At 57.9% G+C, this 13,246-nt stretch carries 12 protein-coding genes; 3 read left to right on the top strand and 9 right to left on the bottom strand.

All coding sequences use genetic code 11. The features are described 5' to 3' along the window. Window positions 1-140: 140 nt before the first annotated feature. From uraH to allB, 5 genes are all read right to left on the bottom strand, one after another. On the bottom strand, window positions 141-479 hold the full coding sequence (gene uraH, locus EU557_RS12705) for a hydroxyisourate hydrolase (protein WP_135530819.1): 339 nt from the start codon (window positions 477-479) through the stop codon (window positions 141-143). Continuing rightward, window positions 476-982 (bottom strand): 2-oxo-4-hydroxy-4-carboxy-5-ureidoimidazoline decarboxylase, encoded by a 507-nt coding sequence (gene uraD, locus EU557_RS12700; RefSeq protein WP_135530818.1) that lies wholly within the window; start codon window positions 980-982, stop codon window positions 476-478. The genes uraH and uraD overlap by 4 nt, the downstream gene beginning before the upstream one ends. Window positions 983-1,155: 173 nt before the next feature. Further along, window positions 1,156-1,902, bottom strand: a complete 747-nt coding sequence (gene allE, locus EU557_RS12695) for a (S)-ureidoglycine aminohydrolase (protein ID WP_135530817.1) — start codon at window positions 1,900-1,902, stop codon at window positions 1,156-1,158. A gap of 106 nt (window positions 1,903-2,008) precedes the next feature. After that, a complete protein-coding gene (locus EU557_RS12690; RefSeq protein ID WP_245326253.1) occupies window positions 2,009-3,250 on the bottom strand; it encodes a Zn-dependent hydrolase in 1,242 nt (413 codons plus the stop codon). A gap of 4 nt (window positions 3,251-3,254) precedes the next feature. Next, window positions 3,255-4,589, bottom strand: coding sequence for an allantoinase AllB (allB, locus tag EU557_RS12685; protein WP_135531030.1), 1,335 nt, complete (start codon window positions 4,587-4,589; stop codon window positions 3,255-3,257). Between the two features lie 59 nt (window positions 4,590-4,648). On the opposite strand from allB, the gene pucL reads away from it, so the two are divergent. From pucL to EU557_RS26040, 3 genes are all read left to right on the top strand, one after another. Beyond that, window positions 4,649-5,488 (top strand): factor-independent urate hydroxylase, encoded by an 840-nt coding sequence (gene pucL, locus EU557_RS12680; RefSeq protein ID WP_135530816.1) that lies wholly within the window; start codon window positions 4,649-4,651, stop codon window positions 5,486-5,488. 289 nt (window positions 5,489-5,777) lie between these two features. Beyond that, complete coding sequence (gene greA / locus EU557_RS12675) at window positions 5,778-6,251, top strand: transcription elongation factor GreA (protein WP_135530815.1); 474 nt, start codon at window positions 5,778-5,780, stop codon at window positions 6,249-6,251. Between the two features lie 177 nt (window positions 6,252-6,428). Next, window positions 6,429-7,304: a nuclease A inhibitor family protein gene (locus EU557_RS26040; protein WP_135530814.1), complete on the top strand. Its 876-nt coding sequence runs from the start codon at window positions 6,429-6,431 to the stop codon at window positions 7,302-7,304. 75 nt (window positions 7,305-7,379) lie between these two features. Here the strand turns inward: EU557_RS26040 and EU557_RS12665 are convergent, their stop codons facing one another. The 4 genes from EU557_RS12665 to EU557_RS12650 all read right to left on the bottom strand — a co-directional run bounded on the left by EU557_RS12665 (window position 7,380) and on the right by EU557_RS12650 (window position 13,085). Further along, a complete protein-coding gene (locus EU557_RS12665) occupies window positions 7,380-8,483 on the bottom strand; it encodes an AI-2E family transporter (RefSeq protein ID WP_135530813.1) in 1,104 nt (367 codons plus the stop codon). Window positions 8,484-8,553: 70 nt separating this feature from the next. Further along, window positions 8,554-9,717, bottom strand: a complete 1,164-nt coding sequence (locus tag EU557_RS12660; protein WP_135530812.1) for an MFS transporter — start codon at window positions 9,715-9,717, stop codon at window positions 8,554-8,556. Between the two features lie 387 nt (window positions 9,718-10,104). Continuing rightward, a complete protein-coding gene (locus EU557_RS25845; RefSeq protein ID WP_245326252.1) occupies window positions 10,105-11,598 on the bottom strand; it encodes a DNA/RNA non-specific endonuclease in 1,494 nt (497 codons plus the stop codon). A 296-nt stretch (window positions 11,599-11,894) separates the two neighbouring features. Continuing rightward, a complete protein-coding gene (locus EU557_RS12650; protein WP_167855189.1) occupies window positions 11,895-13,085 on the bottom strand; it encodes a lactonase family protein in 1,191 nt (396 codons plus the stop codon). Window positions 13,086-13,246: the final 161 nt, after the last annotated feature.

Raw genomic sequence — 13,246 nt, 5'->3', positions numbered from 1 at the left:
GACTAGGGGTGATGAACTGGCCTAGAACGATAATTAGAACTAAGCGCTAGTTTTTAGATGATGTTCGGCCGCGCTGGTCAAGCACCCCTAACCCCCTCCTCAACTGAGGAAGGGAACTAGCTGTAGCTCTAGTTTATAATTCATGAGCCGCGGTAGGTGGAGTACCCGAACGGGTTCAGTAGCAGCGGCACGTGGTAATGCTCGGAAGAACTAATAGCAAAGACAATTTCCACAAAGGGATAGAACGTTACGACGTCTTGCTGATCGAAGTACGGCTGGGTGAGAAACTTTAGTTTATAGATACCTAAAGGCAGTATCTCCTCTTTCGGCAGTAGGTCGCTGATACGGCCGTCGGAGTTGGTGGTGCCGTAGGCCAGTTCGGCCCAGCTTTGGGCTTGTTGGCGGTAGAGGGTGACGGCTACGCCCGTGGCGGGCTTGCCCTGCGTGGTATCCAGAATATGGGTTGTGAGCTGACTCATGCGGCTAAAAGCTTTTCCAAGCGAATTCGGGTGATTTTATCCTGCTCTGCCATGGCTATCAGGATTTCCTGCGGCGGCGGGTTAGGTAGGCGGGCTTGCAGTAGCGCCAGCATTTCCTCCGCCGATTTGCCGGTAGCACACACAATGAAGATGTACCCGAATTTCTGCTCATAGGCCTCGTTGCCAGCGGCCAGCGCTTCCAGCACCTCCAGTGGAGCTTCTTTCACTGCTCCTTGCTCTCCGGCAGCCCAGGCACTGGTGCTGGCAAACTTCTCTTTTAGAGAGGCGATATCACCAATTTTAGGATGGTGCGTGAAGGCTTCGCGCCAGTCGGCTTCGGAGAGGTCGTTCCAAATAATGGTGGCCTTTTGCAGCAGCGTTACCCTATCAGCCACCGGAAAAATACCCCGCATGGCTTCCACCCAAGCTGATGACCCGCAGCATGTCTGCAAGGCATCGGCTAGGCCAGTGGGGGGAAGACGGTTGAGTTCAGCTAGGGTCATTGGCGGGGAGAGGAAAGTTCTGAAAAGCTGATATAAGCAGAATGTAGAGACGCGACACTTTGCGTCTCGGCGCGTCGTGATGTTGTTTAGCCAGCTATTCTAGGCCAGTCGTTCAACGCCGAGACGCCAAGTGTGGCGTCTTTACTCCGTTCTGGTATCAGTTGGCTGGTTGGCTATACTACAGTTGGGAAGCGGTTTACATTCTTGTAGTAGATGTACACGGAGGGCTCTTTGCCCATGGTGGTGGCCCACTGCTGGCAGTAGGGGGCCATCCAGATGGAATCACCTTTCTTGACCGGGTACCACTCCTGATCTAGCATGTAAATGGCCTGGCCTTGGAGATAGAGCAGGCCGTGTTCCATGATGTGGGTTTCCACCATGGGCAGGTGTCCGCCGGGATTGTAGGTGAAAATGTTCACGGCCATGTCAAAGCTCGGGTCATTCGGGAGCAGCTCCTGAATCCGTAATGCCTCATCATTCATATAAATGGGAGCCTTGCTGTCGTCTTTCTCCCCGAACAGGATGCTGGGCGTCTCGTAGCTCACCAGCGGCTCGTACACCTTATGAAAAGTCAGCAGCTGCGTGCCTTCGGTGGCTTGCTCAAACACGTAGGCCTGTCTGATAGGTATGTAGACGAACTGGCCGGTGCTCAGCGTCCGGGCTTCCCCGCCCACCGTAGCGTGCACTGTGCCCTCCACTACATAAAAGAAAACCTGCGATGCCAGGGTCTGGCCTTCCAAACGCCCATCTTGCCGCATAGTAATGATGGTCTGGCACAAACGAGCACCCATCTGCTCATTAATGATGACGTTGACGGTGCAGTTCGTCCAGCCCGGCACGTTGCTGTTGATGTAACCATCGGGGGCAATGATGGCGTGGTTGCGCTTGACAACGGAGCGGGTGAGGGCGGATATTTCCATGGAGGGAGAGGGGGTGAAGATGAAGTTGTCATTCCGAGCGGAGCGAGGAATCTAGGTTAGCTACTAGGCCACTCCTCAGATTCCTCACGCTGGTCGGAATGACAGGTTAGTGCGAAGCGATAAGTAACGAAAGAAACCGGTCAGTTACTGGCAATGTGGCGGCCAGATCAGCCAGCTCTACCCGTTCCAGCGGGTTATGACTAATACCCTCAAAGCACCGCACAAACAGCATGGTAGCAGGTGCCACGGCCGAAATAGGTACGGCATCGTGGCCCGCGCCGCTGACCAACGCCACCACTTCATGCCCCGAGTCAGTAATGGCCTGGGCGAGCAAGGTATTCATTCCCGCATCGCAGGCAACAGGGGGCGTGTACTGAATTTGGTTCCAGTGCAGCTCCAGGCCGCGGCGGGCAGCTATGGCTTCCGTTAGGGCGCGCAGTTCCTCGTAGGCCACTTGCAGGCGGGCCGCGTCGGCGCTGCGCAGGTCCAGACTGCAGACTACTTCGCCGGGAATAACATTGCTGGCCGCATGGCGCACGTCGAGCTTGCCCACGGTGGCTACTAGCTCTTGTTGGTGCTTCCGCCCAAACTCCTCCACTACTAGTACAAACTCGGCGGCGCCCGCCAACGCATCGTGGCGCATGCCCATGGGCACCGTGCCGGCGTGGCCTGCCATCCCGCGCCAGGTTAGCTCCACGCGCTGCTGCCCGGCAATGGCCGTGACCAGGGCCACCGGAATGTGGCGCTCCCACAGCACCGGTCCCTGCTCAATGTGCACTTCAAAGTAGCCCAGCCAGTCGGCGGCCGGAATAGCATCGGCGGCGAGGTGGCCTAGGTGGCCGCCCATTATACTGATGGCGTCAGCTAGGGTGAGGCCGTTGGCATCTTGCTTCGCCAGTAGGCCCGCGTCGAAGGCGCCGGCTACTACTTTGCTGCCCAGGTAGGTGGTGTGGAAGCGCACACCTTCCTCATCGCTGAAGGCAATCAGCTCCACATGAAATGGTAGCTCCGCTTGCTGTGCCATCAATTGCTCCAGCATATCCAGGCCCAACAGTACGCCCAGCGGACCATCGTATTTACCGGCATTCACCACCGTATCAATGTGGGAGGCCAACACGAAGGTTTTGGCGGCGGGGTTGCGGCTCACCAGCCGGCCCCGTACGTTGCCTATGTTGTCGATGCGGGTTTCTAGGCTACTGTTTTCCATCCAGGAGCGTACTAGGGAGCTGCCCGTCAAAAAGGCCGGCGTGCCGAAGGTGCGCGTAACACCGTCGGAGTTTTCGCTGATAGCTGCTAGTTCTTCAATGCGCCGCATGATGTTGGCGGCGCGCGTCGTGTAGTGTTCCACCCAGTTAGCGGGTTAAAAGTTGGCCTTGATTAAGCTTGAGAAACTCCGGGCGCTGGTACACAAGTTGGCCGGCCAGAAAGGTTTGCTCCACCACACCCCGCAGCTCCAGCCCCACGTACGGCGACACTTTATGGCGGTGGTGTAGGCCACTCTCCGTTACGCGGAAGGTGTTATCCGCGTCCAGCACTAGCAGATCGGCGTCGTAGCCCTTCTCGATTTTGCCCTTGCGGTGGCCTAGCCCGATGAGGTGGGCCGGGTTGGTGCTCAGCCAGCGTACAAGGTCGGGGAGGGTAGCGCCGCGGCGCTGAGCGGCCGTCCAGAGGGCGGGTAGGGCGAGTTGCAGTGAGGCAATGCCGCCCCAAGCGGTGGTGAAGTCGCCGGTTTCGATTTGCTTGAGGTGTGGTGGGGCGGGGGAGTGGTCGGTGGCTACAAAGTCTATGATGCCGGCTTGCAGGGCCTTCCAGAGCTGCTCATTGTTGGCCCGCTCCCGAATGGGCGGAGCGCACTTAAACTGGGTTTGGCCGTCGGCAATATCTTCGGCGGCAAAGTGCAGATAGTGCTGCCCGGTTTCAACTGTAAGCGGCAGCCCCCGCTGCTTGGCTGCGGTAATCTGCGGGAGAGAATCGGCCGACGATAAGTGCACGATGTGGGTGCGGCAGCCCGTTTCCTCGCATAGCCGAATCATGAGGGCCACGGCCTCGTCTTCCCATCTTTTGGGCCTCGAGGCTAAGTAGTTGGCATAGGAGCTCGGGTCATGCTGCTTCCAGGTGTCGTTATCGGTGGTCAGCTCGCAGTGCACCAACAGGGGCAGGCCGTGGCGGGCCAGAATGGGCATAGCCTGGCGCAAATCGGCCTCGGTGGCATTCGGGAAATCATCAATACCGGAATGAGTCAGGAAGGCTTTGAAGCCTAACACCCCGCGAGCAATCAGGCCTTCTATCTCGCTGGTATTGCCAGGAATGATACCGCCCCAGAATCCGCAGTTGGTATGCAGCTGGCCTTCCGTAGCCCGCAGTTTCTGCTCGAAGTTAGCCACGGTAGTCGTGACGGGCGCTGAGTTTAAGGGCATGTCCACTAGCGTGGTAATACCTCCCGACAGCGCCGCGCGAGTAGCTGTATCGAAGCCTTCCCATTCCGTGCGGCCAGGCTCATTGATGTGTACGTGCGGGTCAATTACGCCCGGTAGCACGGCCCGGTCACCGACATCTAGTACTAAACACGCTACGCCTGTATCGGCGGGCACCACGTCGGCAATGCGGCCATCCTGCACCAGAAGCAAGCCATCATAGCTGCTTTTGCTAATTATGATATTCTTACTTTTTATCGCTAAATAGAGCATTTGCCGCCGGTATTTTCCTCCAAATTCAACATCTTTCACAAAGAAGCAAGCTGAATAGTATGAAATTAGGAATCAATGCATACGGCAAAAACGCGGTAAATCTATCCAAAATCATCCGGCATGCTGACCATCATGAGTTTCGGCAAGTGTCGGTGAGCGTGCAGCTATCCGGTGACTTTGATACGGCGCATACGCTCGGCGACAACTCCCAAATTCTGCCCACGGATACCCAGAAAAATACGGTGTACGTGCTGGCGAAGGAGCACTTCACGGGCACCATTGAGGAGTTTGGGCTGTACCTGGCGCACTACTTCGTAACCCGCAACCCCCAGATCAGCAAGGCGCGCGTAGCTATTGAGGAGCACAGCTGGCAGCGCATGAGCTTTGATGGACAGCCGCACACCCATTCCTTCACGGGCGGCACCACTGAAAAGCGCACAACTGTAGTCACGCAAGATGCGGCGGGCCCGGTAGTAGTGTCGGGGCTTAAAGACTTGCTGCTGCTCAAAACCACCGACTCCGGCTTCGAGAACTTTATCAAGGATGAATACACGGTGCTAAAGGAAACTTCTGACCGCATTCTGGCTACGCAGTGCGAAGCGAGCTGGGAGTACACCGCCACCGCGCTGGACTTTGAGGCGCTGTACCAACAAATACGCACCTCCTTGCTGCACACCTTCTCTGCGCATAAGAGCTTGTCGGTGCAGCACACGCTCTATGCTATCGGTGAGCAGATTCTGTTGGATAACGACGTGGTGAAGGAAGTTAGCCTGGTGATGCCCAACAAGCACCATATTCCGTTCAACCTGGAGCAGTTTGGGCTGGAGAACAAAAACGAAATCTTTGTAGCCACCGACGCCCCGTTTGGCTACATCACGGGCACTGTAGTGCGTGACTAGCAGAGTGGCCTAGCCTTGATCTAGCGCAGGGGCAGGTGCCCGCTGCTCAGGAGGTTACTTGCTGGAGGCAGGCGTAATTTATGCGCCGAGCCCGGAGGAAGAGCAGGAGGAATGAAATACTGTATTCTTCCTGAAAAGCCGCAAAAATGAGCTGCACCCACGTTAGGTAGGCCTAGCTAGCACTAGACAAATCCAACCATATTTCGTATATTTGCCTAAACCTGTTCGGGGAGAACGGCCAGCCATGCTGGCCGTTCTCCTTGTTTTTTGAGCTTACCATCACCCCACCATGTCTACTATCAACTACTATACTCCGGAAGGTCTTCAGAAGCTGAAGGATGAGCTGCAGGACCTGAAAATCCGCGGTCGGGCTAAAGCAGCTGACGATTTGCGCGAAGCTCGCGACAAAGGCGACCTGAGCGAAAATGCGGAGTACGACGCGGCCAAGGAAGCCCAAGGGTTGCTCGAACTCAAAATTTCCAAACTCGAAGAAATTGTGGGCAACGCCCGCATCCTCGACGAATCTAACCTGGACCTCACCAAGGTGCTCATTATGAGCAAGGTGAAGCTCAAGAACCTGAAGAACAACATGGTTCTCGACTACACGTTGGTGGCGGAAGAAGAAGCTAACCTGGCCGCAGGCAAAATCTCGGTAAAGTCGCCGATTGGGAAGGGCCTGCTGGGCAAGTCAGCCGGCGACACGGCCGAAATCACGGTGCCCGCCGGGAAGCTGCAGTTTGAAATTCTGGAAATCAGCCGGTAATGGTGAATTAGTGAACTAGTGAGTTCACTGTTCCGCTGAATCCCAAAACGCAAAAGGGCGAAGCCACCGGCTTCGCCCTTTTGCGTTTTGCCTCGTACTTTGGAGCGCGTGGCTACTAGCCGAGGCCACATTGTGGCCCTATGAACTCACTAACTCACTAAATCACCACTTCACCCTATGCCATCTATCTTCTCCCGCATAGTTTCCGGCGAGCTGCCCGCCTATAAAGTGGCCGAAGACGAGCATCACTTAGCCTTTCTGGATATCACGCCGTTAGTGGAAGGTCACACCCTGGTTATTCCAAAAAAGGAAGTAGACTACATTTTTGATTTGCCCCCCGCCGAGCTAGCGGCGCTGCATCATTTTGCGCAGCGTGTGGCCAAAGGCGTAAAGGCGGCCGTGACCTGCCGGCGCATTGGCGTGGCCGTGATAGGCCTAGAGGTGCCCCACGCCCACATCCACCTGATTCCGATGAACAACGTGTCGGACATGAACTTCGCCAACCCTAAAATCAAGGTGGCCGAAGCGCGCATGAAGGAGCTGGCCGCGGCCATCGGTGCCCAAGTGCCCGGTGCCGATGGTGGGGCCGTGGCTCCGCTGGACACCAAAGGCAGCCGCGAAACGGAGGAAACTAACAACCCAGCCGCCGCGGCCGCTCCAGCGCAGGATAGCTCCCTAGGCCAGTTGCAGCAGCTCACCAAAGGACTGTACTTCATGAGCGAGTCGGATGCGCCGCTGGAGGCCGTGAGCTTTCCCGCGCCAAGCAGCATGAACGATGAAGCACTAGCTAAACTGGCCGGACAGCCCACGGACGCGAAAGTAGAAAAGCAAGAGCTGACGTACTTCTTGCGCAACCATACCGCCGACAAAGGCGTGCTTGGCGACCCGGCCCTGGCCAACCGTTTCAAGGCCCTGCAAATGTACCTGAAGCAAGAGCTGGAAGACGTGCAGGTGTACCGCTTCGGCAGCGGTCCGCAGGTACCGGTGCTGGCCCTGGGCAAAACGGAAGATGGCAAGCTCGCAGGTTTCAAAACCGTGCTGACGGAGACCTAGGCCACTCGTCTCACCCAATTTCAAACAACAAAGGCGCAGGACTTGTCCTGCGCCTTTGTTGTTTGCTGGGCTATGTTACTGTGGATCAGCGGGGCCCTCGTTAGCGTCGGGCTCTACGTGGGGGATGTTATCAATCTTGCTGCCTCTGAGCTTAGGGCGAAGCCGGTTTTCGCGCTCGAATACCTGCATCAGCACAATGAAGTAGGAGAGTAGCAGGGGGCCCAGAACCAGGCCTAGGATACCGAATATCTCGACGCCGAGCACCACGCCGGCCAGCGTAATGAGCGGATGAATATTGCCCATGCGCCTGGCCAGCACAATGCGCAGTAGGTTATCGATGTTCATAATGGCTATCAACCCCACCAGCAGAATGCCGATGCCCTGGCCCGTGTGGCCCTGAGTGAGCTTGAGAATGGCCGCCGGGCCCCACACCAAAGGTGTGCCGAGCACCGGGATGAAAGCCATAAAAAAGGCCACTACGCCCCAGAAAAGCGCATCGGGAACTTGGAAAATCCACAGGGCTAGGCCAGTAAGCGTAGCCTGCACCAGCGAAATCAGCGCCTGACCCAGCACATTGGCATTCACGGTGTTTTTCAGCGACTCACCTAACTCATGCAGGGTATTGTTGCGGAAGGGCAAGTAGCGGCGCAGCCCCCGCAGAAAATCGTTTTCCTGGGTAAACATGAAGTACAGGGTGAACAGCATTAGGCCGATTACAACGGCAAAATGCAGTAGCCCACTAGCCAAGGATGGCAGCCGTTGGCTGATCCAGCTTACACTTTGCTGAAGCAATGAGCGCACGTTTTGCTCGGTGGTAAACCGGTAGCCGGTTTTCTGCTCAATAGTGTGCAGCACGGTCATAATCTGGCTGGTATCCTGGCCGTAGTGCCGGATACGGTCAACCAACATTAGGCTTAGCGCCGAGAAGGGCAGGATAATGACCACAAAGGCAAATGCCAGTAGCCCAAGGGTTACTGCCTGGCGGTTCCAGCCGCGACGGTGTACCAGGGCTTTAAACCAGGGGCGGAACACCACGAATAGAATACCCGCGCCCAGGAAAGCCGTGATGTAACTGCCCAGCCCAAGCAGAATGAGCGTAGCCAGCGCCACCAAACACACAATCAGCAATACGTACTGCTGACGCGGGGTGTAAATATTGTCGGAGGGAGCAACGGGCATAAGCGAGGCAGGAAGGGTGTAGCCGCAAAAATACGGATAAGATAGGGCAGCGGCTATATAGAGTGTGCTGCTACTCTACGCCGGCACGCCGCGCCAAGGCGGCCACGGCCAGGCCCATCACGGCAATCAGCGAAAAAGAAACGCGCAGACTTGTAATGCCAGCCACGAGGCCAATCAGGGGCGGGCCCAGCAGGAAGCCCGCAAACCCCACCGTAGAAACAGCCGCCAGCGCTACGCCCGGCGACATTGTTTTGGAGCGGCCCGCTGCCCCGTACACCAGCGGCACCACCGATGATACGCCCAACCCCACCAACATAAAGCCAATAGTGGCCGGAATTACGCTCGGGAAAACTACTGCCATGGCCAAGCCCAGGGCCTCCAGCAGCCCACTTAGCATGAGCGTGCGCTGGCGGCCGAAACGGTCAGTGAACCAGTCGGCTATGAAGCGCCCGGCGGCCATGGTGCTCATGAATGCCGCAAACCCCACGCCCACCAGGTCCTTATCGGCGTGTAGTACTTTGCCAAAGTAAACTCCACTCCAGTCGAACATAGTGCCTTCGCAGAGCAGGGAGCAAAACGCCAACAGGCCTAGCAGCATCAGAGACTTGTCGGGAAGTACGAAAATAGGCGCGTCGGCTTCGCGGGGGGCATCGGAGGGCAGCAGGTAGGGGCGTACTAGCAACACACCTCCAATTACCACGCCCGCAATCAGCAGGAAGTGATGAAGGGGCGACACGTTGTGCGAAATCATGAACGTGCCGATAGCCGCCCCCGCGAAACCCGCCAGGCTCCAAAGCCCATGGAAGCTCGCCATTATCGACTTACCATACACGGCCTCCACGCCTACGGCCTGGGTGTTGATGCTGATGTTAGCCATGTTGCTGGCCAAGCCAAATACCACCAGTGCTACTAGTAAAAGCGGAGTAGAATTGGCTAAGCCTAGCAAGGGCAGGAAAGCTGCGTACAGAAACAGGCCTAGCACCGTGAGCAGACGGCTGCCGTGGCGGGCTACCAGCCAGCCCGAGAGGGGCAGCGAAACCAACGAGCCAAAGGGTACGGCCAGCAGCACGCCACCCAGCTCCGTATCGGAGAGGCCTAGCTGCTGCTGCACCGTTGGGATGCGGGCCGCCCAAGTGGAAAAGCACAGGCCCTGCAGAAAAAAGGCCGCGGCTACCGCTACCCGGTACGTGCGGCGGGGATGTACCAAATCGGAATCAGGAGAATATGTCAGCATAGAAAAGGCTGTCAGCGAAGTCGGGTAGGCAAAAAAACACCCATCTAGGCCTGACAAAGGACAAGATGGGTGGGATTTTTAAGAGGTAGGACAAGCGCGGTGGGGGCGCGGCAAAAAAGTCGGGAAAAGAAGGCGAAATGGCTCAGGTTCAGCTATTCGGCCTGGAGGTTTTACGGCAAGGTACAGCGGAAGTTCAGTGAGAAGCTAAGGCTGTTCAGGAGTAAAAGAAGATCATGTTGAGCTGGTAGAGGCCGCGAGCTGATGTCGCCGGAGTAGCTACAGGCACAAGGAGGTGCCTCAACCAGCTTAGCATAACGGGCACACGTAACTGGGATGGGGCTACGCACCTAGATCCTGCCCGATAATCGAAAGGGTAAGCAGCCTAGGCTAGCTTACTGGGCCAGCGTCTACTTGCGCTTCAAGCTTGTCTTGCACGGGTAGGGGGAGCTTGCTGAGCAAGTCTAGGCCAGTGGCGGCTTCAATGGCATCGATGCTGACGCGGTACCGGCTCCACTCGGGGCTAACGGATTGGTCGTTGGGCGTATCTACCGCTATGATGCGGGCTTGGCTGGCGGCAATGCGCTGCAGGTCGTTGGAGCCTTTGGGCAGAATTACCAGCACCTTCCACACGCGGGCCGGCACCGTCACGCGGCCCTGGTCGATGCTCGTAACGCGGCCGTTCTGGCCGGTGCCGCCTTTGCCGTAGCTACCCATCAGTACGTACACCTCCTGGCCTTGCTTTACCTGGGTGCGCGTCCATTCCTCTAGGCCACTCCAGGTACGCTGGTTGTTGTTGCCGGCCTGCGGAATCATGTTGGTCATCAAGAAGGTAGCCGAGTTGTCGTCGAGGTCGGTGGTGCGGTCGGCGGAGGGGCAGTTGTGGCCCCGGTCGAAGCCTGAGCCCTGGTAGCTGCGGGGCGTAACCTGGTAAAACTGGCGCGGTAGAGCCGGGTCGGGCCGGAAATCGTCTTGGCGCGGGGCCGAGCCCATCCAGGACCGGTTGAGGTGCCAGCTCACCCAGGTGGGCGTGCCTCGTTGGGCATTGTAGCCAATGGTAAACTGGGGCTTTACCAGCAAGTAGTTAGTAGGGGTGTTAACATCGGAGGTGGCTCCGCTGGGGTTGCCCAGGGCCATGTTGTCATCGCGGCCCGAAACGACGGCTGTAGCCCGCGCCGTGGTGGCCGGCGGCAGGCTGGAAGAAGCCGGAGCCGGGCTGCTAGCCGGAGTAGTAGAGGAAGGCGCCCCTGCTACTGAGCCACCCATAACGGCCGTGCCATTGGCTCCCGTCAGGATAATGTCATCAATGTTGAGCCGACCCTTACCACCATTCGTTTTCCGGATTTCCAGGCGCATCGGAGCCGCTGCCCCGCCCTGAAAGGTGGTCACAACCAGCCGGGGGCCCTGGGCTTTCACGGGCTGCCCGATACGGCGGTACGTGCGGCCGCCATCAAGGCTACCCCACAGCTCCCAAGTGCTGGCGGGGTCAGTGCCATACGCGGCGCTGGTTATTTTAATGACCTGCACGCCCCGCGGCGCATCGAAGTTCATGCGCAGCCGGCCTTGGTCGCGCAGGCGCGCTGCCTGATGACCATTCTTGTGGTCTTGGTCGGAAGAGCCAATCAGGGCGTCCTCAAAGTGCCAGGAGCCAGAAGTTAAGTTCTCGTCGCCGGTAGCGTAAGCCCCTTTTTGAGCATTTTCAAATGTTTCGGGGAAGCGGCCGGGGCTTTGGGCAGCCGTGCCCGCTGATTCTACAGGAATGGCCGGCGGGCCAGTGGGGGCAGGGGCAGGCTGGTGGGTGGTTTCGGGGGAGTTTTGGGAGCAGCCAAAGGAAGTCAGGCTCAGCAATAGGCCTGAGAGAACAATAGGGGAGATGCGGCGCATAAATAGCGGGTGAAATTCTGCAGCGAATGTAGCAGAAGCAGCGCAGTGTGGCCTAGAATCACGCCAGACCACTTCTTATGCTCGTGGAAAGGTGGCATTTTGTACCGCTAAGATCCGTTTCAGCGCCTAACCAGTCTAAGCTATTAAGGAACCATCCGGTGCTTCCTCTCCCGAAGAGAGGGGGCCTGGGGAGGCGCCCCGCCTGAACGATAGGTAAGCCTACAATTCTGAGCGAATACTAGCTTTGCTCGTCACGAAACAGATTTTCGCGGTACAGTTGGTTGGGGCTACCTGGCCTAGCTGCGCAGAAAATCGGGGTACACTTGCAGGCACACGGGGGCCGGCAGCTCCACGCTGGTACCGGTGGGCGTGAGGCGGCCGGTGTTGGCATCGGCGAAGTACGTGACGATGGTGTTAGACTGCTGGTGCGCCACCAGCACGGTGCGGCCGGTGGGGTCAAAGGTGAAGCTGCGGGGTGTTTTGCCGGGCAGCATCACGTGCTCCACAAAGCTCAGGCGGCCGCTGTTCTGGTCGATGGCGTACACCACCAAGCTATTGTGTCCGCGGTTGGAGCCGTAGAGGAATTTGCCGTTCGGCGACACGTGCACATCGGCGCAGGCATTCCACTCGGTGAAGCTCGCGGGCAGGGTAGTCAGGGTCTGGATTTCGGTGAGCGTGCCCCGGCTGGCATCGTAGGCCAGAGACGTCATCGTGGAGTCGAGCTCGTTGATAAGGAAGGCCAGCGGCTTGGTAGGGTGGAAGGTGAGAATGCGCGGCCCCGCACCCGGCTTGGCCTTAAACGCAGGCCCCGACTGGCCTAGCAACTTGCCACTAGCATCGAGGGTGTAGCCGTACACGGTATCGTTGCCCAAATCAACGGCAAAAAAGTGCTTGCCGGCGGGGTCGGGTAGGAGGCAGTGGCCGCGGGCGTTCGTCTGGTTTTTGTGCGGGCCGTGGCCCTGGTGCTGGTCAATGGAAGAGGCGGGGCGTAGCTGCCCATCGGGGCCAATGGGCAGGGCCGCCACGGTGCCGTTGCCGTAGTTAGCTACCAGCGCGTGTCGGTTCTGCTTATCAAGGCTGATGTAGCAGGGAATGGTGCCGCCCGAAGCCTGCTGGTTGAGCAGGGTGAGCCCCCCCGTTTTCCGGTCGATAGCAAAGGCACTAACTCCGCCGTTGGGGGTGCCCTGGTAATTGTCCACCTCATTCACGGCGTAGAGGAAGCGGTGCTGCGTGTCAACCGTTAGAAAGGACGGTGCGGCGCCGCCCTTAGCCCCCAGTACCCGCGTGAGGGCACCGGTGGCGGGCGTGAGACGATACAGCACGATATTCTCCTGATCAGCCGGACCGTAGGAGCCTACATATACCAAGTAGGAGGCATTGGAGGAGCCTAGGCCAGTACGGGCGCAGGCCGCCAGTACGGCAGTGCCCGCTAGGCCAGTGCCCAGAGTTAGAAGGAAACTACGGCGGCTGAAAGAGGATGAAGTCATAGGTAACAGAACGAGCGGTGGAAGTTGTAGGAGACGTGTAGGATAGTTGCCCTGATAAGGCAGTATGTAAACGTACACTTTACGCAATAGAACTCCCATGCGTGGGCATCATATATTCCTACGGCTTGCCGCAACGCCCGGTGTCAATCCACGTCCTTGTC

It is taken from the genome of Hymenobacter wooponensis (genome assembly GCF_004745865.1).
GTDB classification, from domain to species: domain Bacteria; phylum Bacteroidota; class Bacteroidia; order Cytophagales; family Hymenobacteraceae; genus Hymenobacter; species Hymenobacter wooponensis.
Note: the sequence above shows the minus strand (reverse complement) of the source record. Positions and strands in the feature narration are given on the sequence as shown.